We start from the raw sequence: 16,373 nt of genomic DNA, 5'->3' as shown, positions 1-16,373 counted from the left end.
GCCTAAAAGCCCCAGCGCAGCCCGACCCACACTGTGCGCGGAATGCCGAGATCGATGCTGTCGCCTTGGTTGCGGGTGACGATTCCCTCATCAAGCAAGTTTTCTGCGCGGGCCGTGAAGGACAGCCGATCCACGATAGGCACCTGCGCAAACAGGTCGATCGGGGTCGCGGCGGGCAGCACATCGTTTTCCTGATCGCCTTCGAATTGCGATCCGACATGGCGCAGAGTGGCGGAAATCCGGCCGTCATCCATAAAGGCATAGGCCGCCGTGACGCTGGCTGAGAATTCGGGCGTTTGCGGCGGGCGGTTGCCGTCGAGATTTGCTGCCGAGCCCGTGCCGACAACTTCCGCATCGGTGTAGACCAGTGTGCCGTTTAAGCTGAAAGGTCCGCGCTCGATACTTGCCGCGAATTCCAGACCTTGAGCGTCTATCGCATCGAGATTGCGGCGCTGGCGCAAATTCGGCTCCAGCGTGACATTGGCAATTGCGCCTTCCACCTGATTATCGAAGAAAGTGGCCGATAGTGCGGCGCCCGCAGCCGGGAAGATGTCAACGCCCAACTCCCAGCCCTCGAGCCGCTCCGGCTCAAGATTCTCATTCGCCTGCGTGACCACGGGAAACACAACAAAAGGCCTATAGAGTTCGTTGAGAGTGGGCAGGCGGAAACCTGAATAAACGGCCCCGCGCACTTCAACCGCATCGCTCAGCGGATAAAGCGCGCCGGCACGCCAGGTGACTTCCCAGTCCGCCCGATCGGCAAATACATCATCGCGCACCACTGTCCCGTCCGCCGCAATCGCGCGGTAGAAGCCATCATTGATTGTGTATCGATCTGCGCGCACGCCGCCTGTCAGGAGAAGATCGCCGATTTCCCAGTCATCCTCGACGAACAACCCCAGATCGGTGTTTACGCCGCCAGCAAAGCGGTTTTCGCGCAATGCACCGGTAAACGCGGAGAAGGAATCTTCGAAGAGTTCACCATCGCTGCGGCGATAGTCGGCTCCGAAGCGCAACGTGTGTCCGCCGCCCACTGGGGGTCGAATTTCAATCCTGCCGCCTAGGCCCGTCGCGGGCGTGTCTTTCTGGTCGAGCACGCGCACAAAACGCGTCGACGAGATAACGACATTGGTGAAATTGCGCCATTGCGCATAGCCAAGCACATCGACTTCCCAATCGCCCCGGCTGACCAACCGCAGGGCGATGTCCTGCCCCTCCGAAGAATTGTCCGCACCTTCAAAGCGCAGCGTGCGATTGTCCTCGAATGCCAGCACGCGGGCCTGCACCTCGAGGTTATCACCCAGTGGCTGCACGATACGCCCGCCAAGCGACCAGGAATCGAAATTGGCCCTGCTCGATGCCGGAACACGTTGGTCTTCAGGCGTAGTGAAGAAGCCATCGCCGCGATCCCAGCGCCCGTTGATCACCGCAAACCCATCGCCGACTTCCGGCGCCAGGCTCGCAGATAACTCAGTGTCGCCCCGATGATTGACCAGCGCGCTTACATTGAACAGGCCAAGCGCATCTGCCCCCGCGCTCTGCAAGCGAATCGTGCCTGCAAGTGCACCCGCGCCGAACGGGCCGGAACCGCCGCCGCGCGTGACACGCACTGAGCTGAGCTGTTCAGGGCCGATCGAGCTGAATGGAATATAGCCGAAGAAGGGATCGGAAATCGGAACGCCGTCGAGCAGGATGAGCGCGCGGCTTGTGGCATTACCGCCAAGCGCGCGAAGCGTCGCGCCCTGTGCGCTGGGATTGGCGGCGCGGCTGTCCGACCGGCGGAATTGCTGGAAGCCCGCGACATTGGACAGCGCGTCTTCAAGGCGCCCACTGCCTGTCGAGATGAGCGCGTCGCGATCTATCGTAATGGTCGAATATGCAGGTGCGGCTGGCGTCTCCGGCAAGCCTTCGCCGAGGACCACGATTGTCGTGTCCGTAACGCTGACGGGTTCGCAGTTTTGGAGATTAGCTCTCTCTCCCGGAGTAAAGCGACACGGATCATCGCGCTCTTGCGCATGGTCCTGCGCCGACGCCGGAAGGGCAGTCAGCATGGCGGCGGAGCTGGTGAGCAGCAGGCGTTTCATGATGGATCTTCCAGACGAGTGGGGAAATTGTCAGGGCGCGGGCCGCCGCACAACCAAAACGTGACAGCTACGGGCGTTCCTGCTTCATACTCAAGGCGGATCAATCCTCAGCGCCGCAACGATTGACGTAAATGCGTTCACCCAAGATCGTCACGCGAGCGGTGTCGCCATTACTGAGCGTATATTCCCGGATATCGAGGCCGCTGCCAATCGCTTCGTAATCATCGCCCCACAAGGCGTCGAGTTCAGCGGCAGTTGGCGGAGTGTCCCCCCGCAGGTCTTCGCAAGCGCGCTCCTCGGCCACTTCTTCGGAGGATGCGCTCTCAATGGCTGCATCCGTTTCTTCCGAAGCTCGTGCCTCATCGAGATCGGTGAGAAAATCATCGCTCAGGCCATCGCGTTCGGTCATCTCTTCAGGCTGTTCGCTCGCTTCTTCTGCATCTGGCACGATGTCGACATACGGCTCCTCGGTCACCGCATTGTCGCGATCGTAAATCCGGCCCTCTTCGAAAGGGCCGATCGCCGAGCCCGGGGCAACGCGGATCAGCGGGAATGGCTCGAGCGGCGTATCGACATAGGTCATGCGCACCTGGTGCTCGCCGGTCTGTTCGAACTGGAAGACGTTTGATTGTCCTCGCTCACGGAAGACCAACCGGACGGCGCCGTCGCGTTCGGCTCCGCCAACGGCCTGAAGGGTGGTCGATCCGCTTATCCGCCCAAAGACGGCGCCATTGGTTCCGAATTCGGCAGGCCTTGTCCAGCTACCACTCCATGCTCCGTCTTCGGCCTGATCGAGCTCGAAAATGAAGATTATCGCGTCGTCAATCTTCAGCGCCCAGGCACCTTCCAGATCATTGGCAAGAGCCTGCGCCGGGAATGCCAGCAAGGCGGCGATGAGAATGGCGATCCGCTTCAACATGGCAAAGCTTGTGCCGCAGCAAGACGCTGTCTTGCAAGCAAAAGAACTGAGCCGCTTTACGCCAGCCAGCGCGCGATGGCGGTATTGACCTCTTCCGCGCGCTGGAGGGTAATCAGATGTGCCGCGCCTTCGATCACCAGCAATGCGGAAACTGGCGCGTGCTCTGCAATCGCTTCATGCTCGGCAGGTGGTGCCATGCGATCATGCTCGCCCGTCATGCTCAGCACGGGGCCAGTGAACGCGCTTAGCAGTTCGGCGAATGGCGGGCGGGCGAGCAACGCCCTGTTATGCGCGTCGAATACGGCCTGGCCTTGCGCGATGCACATGGCACGAAAATTATCGGCATAGGGCGCGCCTGTTTCATCTTCTGACAAGAGGATTCCCATCCACCGGTCCACAAGCGCCTCATATCCTTTCTCATAACCGAAGCGTTGCATCGACTCGCGTTTCTCAGCTTCACCCGGCATCGCGGGGCTGAGACCGCTCGAAACGAGAGCCAAATGCGTTACCCGGTCTGGCGCGATGCGCAGAACCTCGGCAGCGACCCGCCCGCCCATCGAATGGCCGAAGAGCTGCAATTGCGTTTCACCGCGCTCATCCGCCAGCGCCAGCACATGCCGCGCCATCTGCCCCAGCGAATCTGCTATGCCAAAGCCATCGATCAAAAGCGCGTCCGGAAAAGCCGCTTTTTGCGGCGCAAAAACCCGCGAATCGCATAAGAGGCCTGGGCAGAAGACGAGCATCGAAGATTCCTTTTCGTTTGAGGCAGGGCCCTCCCCCAAAATGTGTCGGAAAAAGCGGACGAAAGCCAGTGATCGTGCGCCGCAGGGGTGCCAATCGCGTCCACACCTCCTATAGAGAAGAGCGTACGCAGCGCTCGCCAGAGAATGGCAAAAGCAGGATTACGCCGATGGCAGATATCATAGACGGACGCGCAATTGCCGGCCAACTCGACGAGCAGACCAAGGCAGACGTGGATGCGCTGGTCGCTGCCGGCCACCCTGCGCCAGGCCTGACCGTGATCCTTGTTGGAAATGATCCGGCAAGCGAAGTGTATGTCCGCCGCAAGATCGAGGCGTGTGAGCGCGTTGGCATCCGCTCAAGCGAGCACCGCCTTCCCGATACGATCACGCAGGAAGCGCTGCTGACCCTGATCGCGCGCCTCAATGTCGATCCCGAAGTGCACGGTATACTGTGCCAGGTCCCGCTGCCTGAGCATATCGACACAGGCAAAGTATTGGGGGCCATCGTGCCTGAGAAAGACGTCGACGGCTTCCACCCGGTGAATGTCGGCCGCCTCTCGACCGGCACGGGCGGCATCGTGCCCTGCACGCCGCTCGGCATCATGAAACTGATCCATACGGTGATCGATGATCTGACGGGCAAGGATGTGGTGGTGATCGGCAAGTCCAATATCGTCGGCAAGCCGGTCGCGAACCTGCTGCTGGAGGAAGAGGCGACCGTTACGGTCACGCATATCCACACCCACGGCTTGCCTGACATCGTGCGCAAGGCAGATATCATCGTGGCGGCAGCGGGCGCGCCGCGTCTGGTGCGCGGCTTCTGGGTGAAGGAAGGCGCTGTCATCATCGATGTCGGAATTACCCGCGTTCCGGGCGAGGATGGCAAGACCAAGCTGGTGGGCGATGTCGCCTTCGACGAAGTGCAGCACGCGAAAGCCGTCACGCCCGTACCCGGCGGCGTCGGCCCGATGACGATTGCCTGCCTTTTGTCCAACACGGTGAAGGCCGCACGTGCCGCCTACGGTGTGAACACCGATGTCAATAGTGACATTGACCGGGATAGCGGGCATCATACATTTACAGCATCAGGCAGCCTGCCGAACTAGGCGGCCGCCCGGAATGACACGCAAGAATTGGAACAGCGCATGAGCAAGCCCGACACTGACGTCCTGATTATCGGAGCAGGCCTGTCCGGCATTTCCATGGCTGGCCATATGAAGATGCACTGCCCGGATCGCGACTTCGTCATCCTCGATCGCCGCGATCAGCTTGGCGGCACTTGGGATTTGTTCCGCTATCCCGGCGTACGCTCGGATTCGGACATGCACACGCTTGGCTTCAGTTTCGAGCCGTGGAAACATGACGATGCGATTGCCGATGGCCCGGCGATCCTCGAATATCTCGACCGCGTCGTGGATGAGCGCGGCATTCGTGAGCACATGCGTTTCGGCGAGACTGTGCTGAGCGCCGATTGGGACAGCGACACTGCGCGCTGGACAATCACCAGCCGCGACAAGGATGGCAAGGAAAGCACGCTCACGGCGAGCTGGCTCTATTTCGGCAGCGGATATTACGATTACGACAATCCGCATGATGCGCAGATCCCCGAGATGGACAAGTTTGGCGGGCAGGTCATCCACCCGCAATTTTGGCCCGAAGATCTCGATTACAGCGGCAAGAAAGTCGTCGTTATCGGCTCGGGTGCAACTGCCGTCACGCTGGTGCCATCAATGGCCGAGGATGCCGAAAGCGTCACCATGCTTCAGCGCACACCCACATGGATGGGCAAGGGGCCGCGCCGCGACAAGTGGGATCACCGTTTCCGCCGCTGGTTCCCGGAAAAAGTCGCCTATTGGATGACGCGCCACAAGAATATCCTCTTTCGCGCCTACATCTTCAGCCTCTCGCGCCGTAACCCGCAAAAGCTGGCAGACAAGCTGCGCGGCATGCAGCGGGACAGTCTGGGCGAACTGTATGATCCGAAGCATTTTGAGCCGCCCTATAATCCGTGGGAGCAGCGCCTGTGCCTGATCCCCGATGGTGATCTTTACAAGGCGATGCGCAGCGGAAAGGCGCAAATCGTCACCGACCATATTGCAGGCTTCGATGCATCGGGCGTCAAGCTGAAATCGGGCGACTACCTGCCTGCGGATATCGTCATCACCGCTACCGGGCTGAAGCTTGCACTGGCGGGCAAGGTCCAGGTCAGCAAAGATGGCGAGCCGGTCGATTTCACGGACCACTATTTCTACCGCGGCACGATGTTCTCCAACATGCCGAACCTCAGCTTCGTTTTCGGCTATCTCAATGCCAGCTGGACGCTGCGTGCCGATTGCAACGCGCAATATGCCTGCGATGTGCTGAATGACATGGCGGCGGCAGGCGCCAATGTGGCCGTGCCTGAACTTGCGCCCGAAGATGAGCCCGAAACGGTCGAGCCGTGGGATTATTCTTCCGGTTATTTGCAGCGCGCGCGCAATCTGATGCCAAAGGTCGGCAAGGATCGACCGTGGTCGCTAAAGCACGAATATCTCGCCGATGTGCGCGATTTCCGCCAGCGCCCGGTGCGTGACGGCGTGCTGCGCTTTTACAAGGTCGAGGCCGCAAGCAGCGCTACTCAGCCGGAGGCGGCCAATCAGGGCGAGGCCGATCACTCTGCCATCGCCGCCGAATAACCGCGCGCTTTCATGACGGCATCGGACAAGATCTGGACAGCGGCGCTGATCGTTATCGGCGATGAAATCCTGTCCGGGCGCACGCAGGACAGGAACATTGCCCAGGTCGCCAGCTGGCTACAGCTGCAGGGCATTCGCCTGAATGAAGTGCGCGTGGTGCCGGATGATCTCGATGCCATTGGCGGCGCGGTCAACGCTCTGCGCCAATCGCATGACTACCTTTTCACCACCGGCGGCATCGGCCCGACGCATGATGACATCACGGTGGATGCTGTGGCGAGGGCGCTTGGCGTCGAAGTTGTGATCCATCCCGAAGCGCGCGACATGCTCGCAGCCTACTATGCCAGCAAGCCCGGCGGGTTGAACGAAGCGCGATTGCGCATGGCGCGCGTTCCTGACGGCGCGCAGCTCATCAAGAACCGCATCTCGGGCGCTCCCGGGATTCGCCATGGCAATATCTTCCTGATGGCCGGCGTGCCCAATATTACCGCGCAGATGCTGGAGGGTCTTACCGGGCAGCTTGAAGGCGGCAGGCCGCTCATTTCCGAAACCATCGGTTGCTGGGCGCAGGAAAGCGAAATCGCCGATATCCTGCGCGCGGTCGAGGACGGGCACGATGATTGCCAGATCGGCAGCTATCCCTTCTTCCGCGAAGGCCGGGTGGGGGCGAATTTCGTAATCCGCTCCACCAGCAAGGAAGTGCTTGAAAGCGCAGTTCAAACTCTGTGCGAAGCGCTCGGCGAAGAGGGCTTCGATTTCACCCCCGGCGGCATCTGACGCTTTTGTCTTGTGAAGCGGTAAGGCGGCGCTAATCTCGCGGCCTCGGGGGTCGCAGCATCATGGAATGGCTGATCATAATCGGGCTAAGCGTGATCGTCGCGATCATGTTCACGCGTCTGCAAGCACTCGAAGCGCGGATGCAGCGGATCGAGCGATTCGATTATTCCGACCTTCCCGAACTGATTGACGAGCCGCAAAAGCTGGAGGAGCCGAGAACGATTGCGCCCGAAGAACCTCGCGGGACGATTACACGCAGCGCGCCGCTTGAAGCACCGATCAGTGAAGAACTGCCACCACCGGTCGAGCGCGAGGCAGATCCCGACCCTGTCGCTTCCTGGCGGAAGCCGAGCAATTTCGATTTCAACCTGCCCAAGATCGATTTCGAGGACATTTTGGGTCGAAAACTGCCGATCTGGGCGGGCGGCATCGCGCTGGCTGTCGGCGGCATTTTTCTCGTTCGCTATTCAATCGAAGCGGGTCTACTCGGCCCGCAGGTGCGCGTTGCGCTGAGCTTCGTGTTCGGTTTGCTGCTGCTTGCCGGAGCAGAGGCTGCTTATCGTTTTGAGGAGCGAGTAAACGATTCGCGCGTGCGGCAAGCGTTGGCAGGCGCTGGAATCGCCACACTCTACGCCGCCTTCTATCTTGCCGGTGCGCAATATGGCTTGATTGGTCCGGGCGTGGCGTTTGGCGGACTTGCACTTGTGACGGCGGGCGCATTGGCGCTGTCGTTCCGCTTTGGCTTGCCGACAGCCGTGCTTGGCCTGGTCGGCGGGTTTGCAACACCCATGCTGGTGGCGAGCGAAGATGCCAATCTGCCTGTCCTCGCTTTCTATCTCGCTCTGCTTACCGCAGGCCTTGCGTTGACGGCGCGGCGGCTCGGCTATCGCTGGCTCGGTGCATCTGCGCTGGCAGGCGGATTTGGCTGGGGCGTGCTGATGCTGCTGGGTCAATCCTCCGAGCCAAGCGACCAATTGGCAATCGGTCTGTATCTGCTGGCCCTTGGCGCCGCGTTGCCCCTGATCCTGGGGCGCGAGACGGAGCTGCCCTTCATGCGGATCGTGGCGGGTACAATTGCGACCGTGCAACTCGCCGCGCTGGTGGCGTTGGCGGAGTTTTCCATACTGACATGGGGCCTTTATCTGCTGCTGGCCGCAGCGCTCGCGATACTCAGTTGGGGCGAGAATCGCCTGCGCGTTGCCAATGCGATGGCTCTCGGCCTCGGCGTGGTGCTGCTCTTCATCTGGCCCGATGCGCCGCCTGCCGAATTCGCCCGGGTCACGCAGGTGCTGGCGCTGATCGGCCTTGGCCTGCCGCTGATGCTGGTTTGGCGAAACCACGCGACGCCTCTGGAGCTTGCGCAGTTGAGCCTTGGCGCAGTGGGCCTAGGCTGGGCGAACCACGCGCGCTTTGCGATTCCGTTTACCGACGCTTTCCAGCCTTGGCTGGCGACGACGCTGATCCTGCTCGCCGCTGTCGTGGCGCTCGGCGCGGGGCGTCTCTGGATGAAGGACAGCACGCTGTCCCGGCTGATTGCGCTTCCCGTCGCTGCCGTTGCCATTCTAACTTATGGCGCCACACATGCGCTGCTGCCCGAATGGTCCGAAGTCATCGGCGCTGCTGCGATAGCGCTGGTGATTGTCGAGCTGCTAAGACGACGGCACGACGTTCCTCTCGCAGGGACAGCTTGGGGCTTCGCGGCGCTTGCGCTCTTCACGCTGATCGGGACTGGCGCGACCGGGCGCGAGCTCTCTTATGCAGTTGGCGATCCCTATGGTGAGCGCGATCTGCTGCAAGCAATCGCGCGGTGGAGCGCCGCCGCCCTGCCCTTCGCGGCGCTCGCTTTTATCGATTGGCGGGGTGTTCCCCTGCGGATCGCCGAGGCCATATTCATCGCGATCGCTTACGTCGCGCTTTCGCAATTTGTGCCTGCCGAGCTCCTCGCATGGAGCTGCGCAATAGCAGCGACTGCCGCGCTCTGGTTCTTGCCCATGCGAACGGGACTCTGGGCCACGTCACTCGGCCTCGCTTTCCTGTGGGGCCTGTTCCGCATGGGCGAGTGGGCTGTGCACGCTCTGAGCGCGGCGGGCGGCATGCCGATTTTTGCATCGGACGTGCTCGAGACGGATGAAGCGCTGCTGTACGTTCTGCCTTTTGCCGGAGCCTGCATTTTCGCCACATGGCGTATTGCCGGCCGGCCAAAGCTGGAACGGGCGTTCGCCATATTGGCGGCATTCAGCGCCACGGTGGTGGTGCATTCGCTTTGGAAGCAGCTTTTCAGCATCGACGGTTTGGACACCTTCACCCAATTGGGACTGGCAGAGCGGACGCTTTGGCAGATCCTCCTGATTGGCTCTGGCATAGCGATGCTACGATTTGCTGCAGTCTCACGCATGCTTGGCATCGGCTTGCTTATCGCCGGCCTCGCGCATTTCGCCTGGTTCACCTTGATCCTGCACAATCCGCTGTGGAGTGAGCAGGCGGTCGGTGTGCTGCCGATCTTGAATTGGCTTGCGCCCGCCTATCTGGTCGCCGGTTTCGGCACTTGGTGGCTGTCTTGTCAGAGCGAGGGAGCCATGCGGATGCGGGTGCGGCAATTGGGCGATGCTGCGATCATGGGGCTTATTCTGCTTTGGGCGCTGAGCGAACTTCGCCATGCCTTTTCGGGCAGTGTTCTAATCTCGACGTCGATGAGCCAGACCGAGGACTTGCTCCGATCACTCACAGGCATCGTGCTGGCAATAGGCTTCTTGTTGTGGGGGTCACGCAAGGATCAGCGGCGCTGGCGCATTGGATCGCTCGTGCTGATGGTGCTTGCGGTGTTGAAGGTGTTTTTGCTCGATACGGCAGGGCTGGAGGACTTGTTGCGGGTCGTCAGCTTTATCGCCCTTGGCTTCAGCCTGATCGGGATCGGCTGGTTCTATTCCAAGCAATTGACCGGTCGGAACGCTGATCCGGCGGAAAGTTAGCAGCGCGAGCGTTCATCCGCCCGCGCTGCATCAACGGTATTTATGATTTGCGCATTTCACGCGCGTTGCGCTCCGCTTTACGATAGGTTGCGTCGCTTGCGCGCTTATTGCTGATATAGCCGTAGATAATCACGCCGAGCAGGGCCAGCGCGCCTGCGCCTGCTGCAATGCGTGTGTCGGTCCACAACGCGAGGCCGGTGACGAACGCGGCAATCGCGATAATGGTGATAAGGGTCTTATTCATGATACGTCCTTTCACACCACTCAACGCATGGCGCGCCTGATCTTTCCGAGAGCGTTCTACGGCAAAAGGGCCGTGGAATCGCTCCCACGGCCCTTTCAGTCGGCTTTCCCAACCCTGTAGGGAAGCGATTTGTGTAGCGCCTGAAGCTTACGCGCCTTCGATCTCGGCCAGATCGACCTTCAGGCCGGGGCCCATAGTCGAGGTCAGGGAGACCTTCTTGACATATTTGCCCTTCGCGCCCGATGGCTTCGCTTTCACGATGGCCTGCGTCAGAGCGGTGAAGTTCTTCTTCAGGTCTTCATCCTTGAAGGAGAGCTTGCCGATGCCGGAGTGGATGATGCCCATCTTCTCGACGCGGAATTCGACCTGGCCGCCCTTGGCGTCCTTCACGGCCTGTTCCACATTCGGGGTGACGGTGCCCAGCTTCGGGTTCGGCATCAGGCCCTTGGGGCCCAGCACCTTACCGAGGCGGCCGACAACGCCCATCATGTCCGGCGTGGCGATCACGCGGTCATAATCGAGATTGCCGTTCTGCATGTCCTCCATCAGGTCTTCGGCGCCAACCTTGTCAGCACCTGCGGCGGTAGCCTTCTCGGCATTGTCACCGCGGGCGAACACGGCGACTTTCACGTCCTTGCCCGTGCCACCCGGCAGCGAGACCATGCCGCGGACCATCTGGTCTGCATGGCGCGGATCGACGCCCAGGTTCATGGCGACTTCGACGGTCTCGTCGAAATTGGCCTTGTGCTCACGCAGCGTCGCGATGGCTTCGTCTACAGTGTAGAGCTTCTCACGGTCGAGTTCTGCGACCTTCTGCTGCTTCTTTGTCTGTGCCATGGTATCAGCCCTCCACCACTTCGATGCCCATCGAGCGGGCGGAACCGGCGATGATCTTGGTTGCCTGATCGATGTCGTTGGCGTTCAGATCAGCCATCTTGGCTTCGGCGATCTCGGCCAGCTGGCTGGTCTTGATCGAGCCGATGATGTCCTTGCCGGGCTCTTTTGAACCCGATTTGATCTTCATCGCCTTCTTGATCATGTAGCTAGCGGGCGGCGTCTTCGTGACGAAGGTGAAGCTGCGGTCGGCATAGACGGTGATCTTCGTGGGGATCGGCGCGCCTTTTTCCATGTCCTGCGTAGCGGCGTTGAAGGCCTTGCAGAATTCCATGATGTTCACGCCGCGCTGGCCCAGCGCAGGGCCGATGGGCGGCGACGGGTTGGCGGTGCCAGCGGGCACCTGAAGGTTGATGTAACCTTCGATCTTCTTGGCCATGATGGCCTCCTTTTCTCACTGTCTCCCTCGCGGCCCTGTCCTGAGCCTAACGAAGGATCATGTTAAGCGGTCGAACGGCTTGCCGGGGCGAGCCTCCCGCACGGGTTTCCCGATACTGTGAACGAGAGAGCGCGCACTTAGCGCTTCTGGCGGCAAATGCAAGCGATTCGCCCTCGGCTTGGCCGGGTGGCGAAGCGCGGGGTGTGACAGGTGTGACAGTGTCCAAAGCGGAAAATCCGGCGCGGCAGAAATGGCGCATTTCTGCGGATTGCAAAGCCTTCGGCGAGGATGATGGTTCGAGGCAAAATACCAAGGTCATGCGCCCGTCGGATCATATCTGACTTCTGTAGGAAAGCGCGCCGAGCAGCTTGCCTTAGGCCTCGTCCCGCGCAAAATGCGGCGAAGCACAGGGGAAAGGGCGCGAAATGACAAATCCGGCAGATGTTTTTGACGATCGCAGAGACGTGACAGCGCGCAGCCGGAGGACGTTCCCCCCACCTTCGCTCGAAACCATCGGCTGGGGCCTGCTTCTCGCCCAAATCATAACGGTCGGCTTTGTCTACTTCTTCGGCAGCGCCCTGCCCGCGCTTCCGTCGCTTTTCGAATATGCTGCAAGCGGAGCCGAAGGTGAACCGGAGCTAAGCTCTTTCGTCACATGGTCGACCGTGGTCGTGGGCATGACGCTCGGGCTAATCGTCGCATTCCTGTGGCTGCGGCGCGAGGGTCGCGTCTTAGAGGCATGGACGCTTACCGCGCCGCCGAGCGGCTGGGGCAAAACGCTGGCCTTGGCGGCGGTGGCGACCGCCGTGATTTTCCTGATTTTCGGCCTTGTCGGCGCGGCCGTCGAGGCGATCGGCCTCGGCATGCCCGATGCCAGCCTGGTGCTCAATATGGTCATCGAAAGCCCGATGATGTTCGCACTATGGGTCGTGGGCGTGGCATGGCTGGCGGCGGGCACGGGCGAAGAATTGCTCTATCGCGGGTTCCTGATGGATCGCCTCGCCCGCGTATCTGGGCTGCGCGGCAAACCATGGCTGGTGATCGTCATCCAGGCCGTCCTGTTCGGCCTGCCGCACGCTTATCAAGGCTGGGGCGGAGTGGTGGTAACGGGCACGGTCGGCCTGTTCCTCGGCTGGCTGCGCATGCAGCAAAAGGGCAATCTGTGGGCCTGCATCATTGCCCATGCCGCCGTAGACACCATCGCCATGGCCCTGTTTTACGCAGACGCCATGGGATGGTTTGCTGTCTAAGGCGAAATACTGGCCCGCAGAATTATTCCGCAGGCCGAGCAATCAGCGCGTCTTGGTTTCCGTCACCTGTCCGGCGATGCGATCTTCAGCCGCGATCATATCCGAACTGGGCGTGCGGTCCATCATCGAGAAGGCTGCATTGCGATAGCCCAGCTCTGCCGAGCGGCGCAGGGCCACCTGGCTCAGCATCACGCCGAAGACCAGCTTCGAAGTGACATCGGCGATGGTGTAGAGCGTCTGGCGAACGACCACGCCATTGGCCGAGGAATCGACCACCGGCCACATATAGGCGATCGGGTAGATGGCCCATGTGATGACGAGGAACCAGAAGCACTGGACGAGGCCCTTGCGCACCGCATCGCTATGCTCACCCTGAATATTGCGGACCGCTCCCGAGAGGATCATAATCATCCAGATCATGAAGACGGTGCTGATCGCGCCCCAGATCCACAGCCACTCACCGCCTTCATAGCCGGGGATGCCGGCAGCAGCAGGCTCGTAATACTGGCCGACATAGCCGGTCAGGATCATGGCGATACCGGTGAAGGTCAGGAGCGCCCATTTGCGGAACAGGGCAGCGCCCGCAAAGCCTGCAACGACGACCAATTGCGTCATCAACATCGGCACGTCGATCATCCAGTTCATGTATCTGTAGCCGTTGGAGAAACGCTCTCCATCGACGACCGCAAACATCTGCGTCTCCGGATTGAAGTCGAAGCTCGCATTCCACAGCATCCACAGCTGGCCAATTTCGAGAGCGGCCGAGACCATCACGACGGCGGAGATAATCGAAGTCGCGCGATAGGCAGGCGCGGTCTGGTATGCAGTCATCGCAAAATAGACGAGACCGGCCGCGAACACCGCGACGGTAAAGGCGAAAGCGTGGCGGACGACGTCATATTGCCAGACGGCCATCTCCACGAAATTCTCAATTGTCGGCATAGCGCGTTCCCCTTTTCAGTCGCATTGCGATCAAGCTGCCAGATGCCCCCGCCCGATGCGTTTGGACGACTGGATTTCCGGTCGGTTATCGGTCTGCAAACGCATGCGGGCGGAAAGAGTGCCGAGAAATTTGGGGGCCTGACTACGGGAAATGGTCGGTGCCCGGCACCGGAACAATAACGAGAACGCTCAATTGAATAGCCGACACATGGCGACAGGCGACACAGATAAAGAGGCGTCGGACGTCTCGAAAGAAGAGGCGGCCGGACTGGCAAATATGTCGCCGCCCGTGGCGCTTTGCGCGCTTTATCTTACGGCCATCACGATCGGCACATTGTTGCTTTCAATGCCTTTCGCCCAATCGCAGCCGGTCGATCTGGGCGATGCGTTTTTCACCTCGGTCAGCGCGACGACCGTGACCGGACTTACTGTGGTTGCGACCGGGGAAAGCTATACGCTTTTCGGCGAGGCGGTGATCGCAGTGCTGATGCAGGTCGGCGGGCTCGGCCTCATCGTTTTCGCTTACCCGCTCATCGCGTTCCTCAATGAGAATGACGGCGGGGCAAAGGTATCGCTGCTGCAAACCGAGCTTGGGCGACCCAATGTTCGCGGGATCGGAAAAATCGCGCGTAAAGTGATCCTCGTCGCATTGATTGTGCAAACAGTGGGCGCTGCCATCCTTGCGTTGCATTGGGTCCCGCAAGAAGGCTGGTATGGCGTTTGGCGCAGCGTCTTCCATTCAATTGCCGCGTTCAACAATGCGGGCTTCGACCTGCAAGGGAACAGTTTCCAGGATTACACTGATTTGCCGCAAGTCACGCTTCCGCTCGCCGCGCTTTTCATCATGGGCGGGCTGGGCTGGCTGGTGCTGCTGGAGCTGGGCAATCTTCGGAGCGGTAAAGGCTTATCGGTGCATTCGCGTCTGATGTTGGCCTCTACGCTCGTCCTGCTTGCAGCAGGCATGCTGATGTTTGCCGCGACCGAATGGAGCAATCCTGCGACGCTGGGCGGCCTCGCCGATGACGGGGAGAGGCTTGTCGCCGCCCTTTTTCAATCCGCCACGACGCGCACCGCCGGCTTTGCCACGCTCGATTTCGGGGCGATGCGGCAGGAGACCGGTTTTGCATCCACCGTGCTCATGTTCATCGGCGCAGGCGTCGGCTCGACGGGCGGCGGGGTGAAAGTGACGACGGCAGCCATCGTGCTGCTCGCCACCATCGCTTTCTTCCGCCACCACCGGGAGCCGAGCGTTTTCGGCCACACGATCACGCGCGAGAAACTGTTCGCCGCGCTCGCCGCGCTGTGCGCTTCGGGCATGATCGTGGTGACCGGCGTCTTCGCGCTTATGCTGACGCAGGATGCGGGGTTCGAAGCGCTGATGTTCGAAGCGGTCAGCGCCTTTGGCACCGTCGGGCTCAGCCAAGGCGCAACGGGTGCGCTCGACCGGGTCGGTCAGGCCATCGTGATGGCGCTGATGTTCGCAGGCCGCGTCAGCCCGCTATTCCTCGCCTATTTCCTGATGGCCCCCAAGCATGCGCCCGACTGCGAAGGCTCGGCGCATATCCATATCGGGTAGCCCCAACAAAGAGGCGCCGCTGACTTACTTGACCAGTTCGACTTGGTCGAAATCCAGTTCCACCGGCGTTGCGCGGCCAAAGATCGAGACGCTGACCTTGACCTTCGCCTTGTCGAAATCGAGTTCTTCGACTTCGCCGTTGAAGCTTGCAAACGGGCCTTCGAGCACTTTGACCTGATCGCCGATTTCGTAATCGACGTGGATGTCCTTCTTGGGCGCGGACTTGGCTTCTTCCACACCGCCGAAATAACGCGCGGCTTCCTTCTCGCTAATGGCTTGCGGCTTGTTGCCGCTGCCAAGGAAGCCGGTGACTTTCGGTGTGTTCTTCACAAGGTGATAGACATCGTCCGTCATGTTGAGCTTTGCGAGCACGTAGCCCGGCATGAACTTGCGTTCGACCTGAACCTTCTTGCCGCGCTTGATCTCGGTAACGGTTTCGGTCGGGACTTCCACTTCCTCGACGCCCTGCGACAGGCCGAGGCGCTCCGCTTCGGAAAGGATCGCGTCGCGCACCTTGTTCTCGAAACCGGAATAGGCGTGAATGATGTACCAGCGGGCTGCCATAATAGTCCCTTTTCCCTCAATAATCCTGTTGGCGCGTGTGCGCGATCAAAGCAGGTCGAGCAGCGATTGCACGACCCAGCCGAACAGCGAATCAACGCCAAGGAAGAACAGCGAGAGGATCACCACGAGGATGAACACGAAGATCGCGGTGCGGATGGTTTCCTCACGCGTCGGCCAGACGACCTTGCTCATTTCCGAGCGCACCTGACGCACGAATTCGCCGGGGCTGGTTTTCTTCTTCGGTGTTGGTTCGGCCATGATGGCGCTCTTTCCGCTATTCAAAAACTGTTTCGCGCCTTCCGGGTAGGGTCTCTCGCCGCCCCGGGCTAGGTCCGGGAGGGGCTTGAAGATCACTAA

The 16,373-nt window shown here is 60.6% G+C and carries 15 protein-coding genes; 6 read left to right on the top strand and 9 right to left on the bottom strand.

The window, feature by feature from the left end:
• Positions 1-2: 2 nt before the first annotated feature.
• The 3 genes from I5L03_RS04040 to I5L03_RS04030 form a co-directional block, all read right to left on the bottom strand.
• On the bottom strand, positions 3-2,084 hold the full coding sequence (locus tag I5L03_RS04040) for a TonB-dependent receptor plug domain-containing protein (RefSeq protein WP_234035011.1): 2,082 nt from the start codon (positions 2,082-2,084) through the stop codon (positions 3-5).
• A 100-nt stretch (positions 2,085-2,184) separates the two neighbouring features.
• The gene (locus I5L03_RS04035; protein WP_197920413.1) at positions 2,185-3,003 is read right to left on the bottom strand and encodes a hypothetical protein; all 819 of its coding nucleotides are present in this window, start codon (positions 3,001-3,003) and stop codon (positions 2,185-2,187) included.
• A gap of 56 nt (positions 3,004-3,059) precedes the next feature.
• Complete coding sequence (locus I5L03_RS04030; RefSeq protein ID WP_197920412.1) at positions 3,060-3,668, bottom strand: alpha/beta fold hydrolase; 609 nt, start codon at positions 3,666-3,668, stop codon at positions 3,060-3,062.
• A gap of 245 nt (positions 3,669-3,913) precedes the next feature.
• On the opposite strand from I5L03_RS04030, the gene folD reads away from it, so the two are divergent.
• The 4 genes from folD (at position 3,914) to I5L03_RS04010 (ending at position 10,167) form a co-directional block, all read left to right on the top strand.
• Positions 3,914-4,852, top strand: a complete 939-nt coding sequence (gene folD / locus I5L03_RS04025; RefSeq protein ID WP_197920411.1) for a bifunctional methylenetetrahydrofolate dehydrogenase/methenyltetrahydrofolate cyclohydrolase FolD — start codon at positions 3,914-3,916, stop codon at positions 4,850-4,852.
• Between the two features lie 39 nt (positions 4,853-4,891).
• Complete coding sequence (locus I5L03_RS04020; RefSeq protein WP_197920410.1) at positions 4,892-6,421, top strand: flavin-containing monooxygenase; 1,530 nt, start codon at positions 4,892-4,894, stop codon at positions 6,419-6,421.
• Between the two features lie 12 nt (positions 6,422-6,433).
• Positions 6,434-7,198, top strand: coding sequence for a competence/damage-inducible protein A (locus I5L03_RS04015; protein ID WP_197920409.1), 765 nt, complete (start codon positions 6,434-6,436; stop codon positions 7,196-7,198).
• Positions 7,199-7,260: 62 nt separating this feature from the next.
• Entirely contained in the window at positions 7,261-10,167 is a 2,907-nt protein-coding gene (locus I5L03_RS04010; RefSeq protein ID WP_197920408.1) for a DUF2339 domain-containing protein, read from the top strand.
• A gap of 40 nt (positions 10,168-10,207) precedes the next feature.
• Here I5L03_RS04010 and I5L03_RS04005 read toward each other — a convergent pair whose 3' ends face one another.
• The 3 genes from I5L03_RS04005 to rplK form a co-directional block, all read right to left on the bottom strand.
• Positions 10,208-10,411 (bottom strand): hypothetical protein, encoded by a 204-nt coding sequence (locus I5L03_RS04005; RefSeq protein WP_197920751.1) that lies wholly within the window; start codon positions 10,409-10,411, stop codon positions 10,208-10,210.
• 147 nt (positions 10,412-10,558) lie between these two features.
• Positions 10,559-11,248 carry a 50S ribosomal protein L1 gene (gene rplA / locus I5L03_RS04000; protein ID WP_197920407.1) on the bottom strand — a complete coding sequence of 230 codons (690 nt, stop codon included), beginning with the start codon at positions 11,246-11,248 and terminating at the stop codon, positions 10,559-10,561.
• 4 nt (positions 11,249-11,252) lie between these two features.
• Positions 11,253-11,684 carry a 50S ribosomal protein L11 gene (gene rplK / locus I5L03_RS03995; RefSeq protein ID WP_197920406.1) on the bottom strand — a complete coding sequence of 144 codons (432 nt, stop codon included), beginning with the start codon at positions 11,682-11,684 and terminating at the stop codon, positions 11,253-11,255.
• 425 nt (positions 11,685-12,109) lie between these two features.
• Here rplK and I5L03_RS03990 point away from each other — a divergent pair, with 425 nt between their 5' ends.
• Complete coding sequence (locus I5L03_RS03990) at positions 12,110-12,934, top strand: CPBP family intramembrane glutamic endopeptidase (RefSeq protein ID WP_197920405.1); 825 nt, start codon at positions 12,110-12,112, stop codon at positions 12,932-12,934.
• Between the two features lie 42 nt (positions 12,935-12,976).
• On the opposite strand, the gene I5L03_RS03985 is transcribed toward I5L03_RS03990, so the two are convergent.
• The gene (locus tag I5L03_RS03985; RefSeq protein ID WP_197920404.1) at positions 12,977-13,876 is read right to left on the bottom strand and encodes a bacteriorhodopsin; all 900 of its coding nucleotides are present in this window, start codon (positions 13,874-13,876) and stop codon (positions 12,977-12,979) included.
• A gap of 208 nt (positions 13,877-14,084) precedes the next feature.
• On the opposite strand from I5L03_RS03985, the gene I5L03_RS03980 reads away from it, so the two are divergent.
• Positions 14,085-15,452 (top strand): TrkH family potassium uptake protein, encoded by a 1,368-nt coding sequence (locus I5L03_RS03980; protein ID WP_197920403.1) that lies wholly within the window; start codon positions 14,085-14,087, stop codon positions 15,450-15,452.
• Positions 15,453-15,476: 24 nt separating this feature from the next.
• Here the strand turns inward: I5L03_RS03980 and nusG are convergent, their stop codons facing one another.
• Entirely contained in the window at positions 15,477-16,016 is a 540-nt protein-coding gene (nusG, locus tag I5L03_RS03975; RefSeq protein WP_197920402.1) for a transcription termination/antitermination protein NusG, read from the bottom strand.
• A 45-nt stretch (positions 16,017-16,061) separates the two neighbouring features.
• Positions 16,062-16,274 carry a preprotein translocase subunit SecE gene (gene secE, locus I5L03_RS03970; RefSeq protein ID WP_197920401.1) on the bottom strand — a complete coding sequence of 71 codons (213 nt, stop codon included), beginning with the start codon at positions 16,272-16,274 and terminating at the stop codon, positions 16,062-16,064.
• Positions 16,275-16,373 lie beyond the last annotated feature (99 nt).

The sequence above is a fragment of the Aurantiacibacter sediminis genome (genome assembly GCF_016019885.1).
In the GTDB taxonomy this organism is placed as follows: Bacteria; Pseudomonadota; Alphaproteobacteria; order Sphingomonadales; family Sphingomonadaceae; genus Alteraurantiacibacter; species Alteraurantiacibacter sediminis.
The sequence above is the reverse complement of the archived record's forward strand: the minus strand, read 5'-3'. Positions and strand labels throughout refer to the sequence as shown.

Excerpts from the sequence above, each read along its gene's own strand:
- I5L03_RS04040 (WP_234035011.1), bottom strand. The coding sequence starts at position 2,084 with ATGAAACGCCTGCTGCTCACCAGCTCCGCCGCCATGCTGACTGCCCTT.
- I5L03_RS04035 (WP_197920413.1), bottom strand. The coding sequence starts at position 3,003 with ATGTTGAAGCGGATCGCCATTCTCATCGCCGCCTTGCTGGCATTCCCG.
- folD (WP_197920411.1), top strand. The coding sequence starts at position 3,914 with ATGGCAGATATCATAGACGGACGCGCAATTGCCGGCCAACTCGACGAG.
- I5L03_RS04020 (WP_197920410.1), top strand. The coding sequence starts at position 4,892 with ATGAGCAAGCCCGACACTGACGTCCTGATTATCGGAGCAGGCCTGTCC.
- I5L03_RS04015 (WP_197920409.1), top strand. The coding sequence starts at position 6,434 with ATGACGGCATCGGACAAGATCTGGACAGCGGCGCTGATCGTTATCGGC.
- I5L03_RS04010 (WP_197920408.1), top strand. The coding sequence starts at position 7,261 with ATGGAATGGCTGATCATAATCGGGCTAAGCGTGATCGTCGCGATCATG.
- I5L03_RS04005 (WP_197920751.1), bottom strand. The coding sequence starts at position 10,411 with ATGAATAAGACCCTTATCACCATTATCGCGATTGCCGCGTTCGTCACC.
- rplA (WP_197920407.1), bottom strand. The coding sequence starts at position 11,248 with ATGGCACAGACAAAGAAGCAGCAGAAGGTCGCAGAACTCGACCGTGAG.
- rplK (WP_197920406.1), bottom strand. The coding sequence starts at position 11,684 with ATGGCCAAGAAGATCGAAGGTTACATCAACCTTCAGGTGCCCGCTGGC.
- I5L03_RS03990 (WP_197920405.1), top strand. The coding sequence starts at position 12,110 with ATGACAAATCCGGCAGATGTTTTTGACGATCGCAGAGACGTGACAGCG.
- I5L03_RS03985 (WP_197920404.1), bottom strand. The coding sequence starts at position 13,876 with ATGCCGACAATTGAGAATTTCGTGGAGATGGCCGTCTGGCAATATGAC.
- I5L03_RS03980 (WP_197920403.1), top strand. The coding sequence starts at position 14,085 with ATGGCGACAGGCGACACAGATAAAGAGGCGTCGGACGTCTCGAAAGAA.
- nusG (WP_197920402.1), bottom strand. The coding sequence starts at position 16,016 with ATGGCAGCCCGCTGGTACATCATTCACGCCTATTCCGGTTTCGAGAAC.
- secE (WP_197920401.1), bottom strand. The coding sequence starts at position 16,274 with ATGGCCGAACCAACACCGAAGAAGAAAACCAGCCCCGGCGAATTCGTG.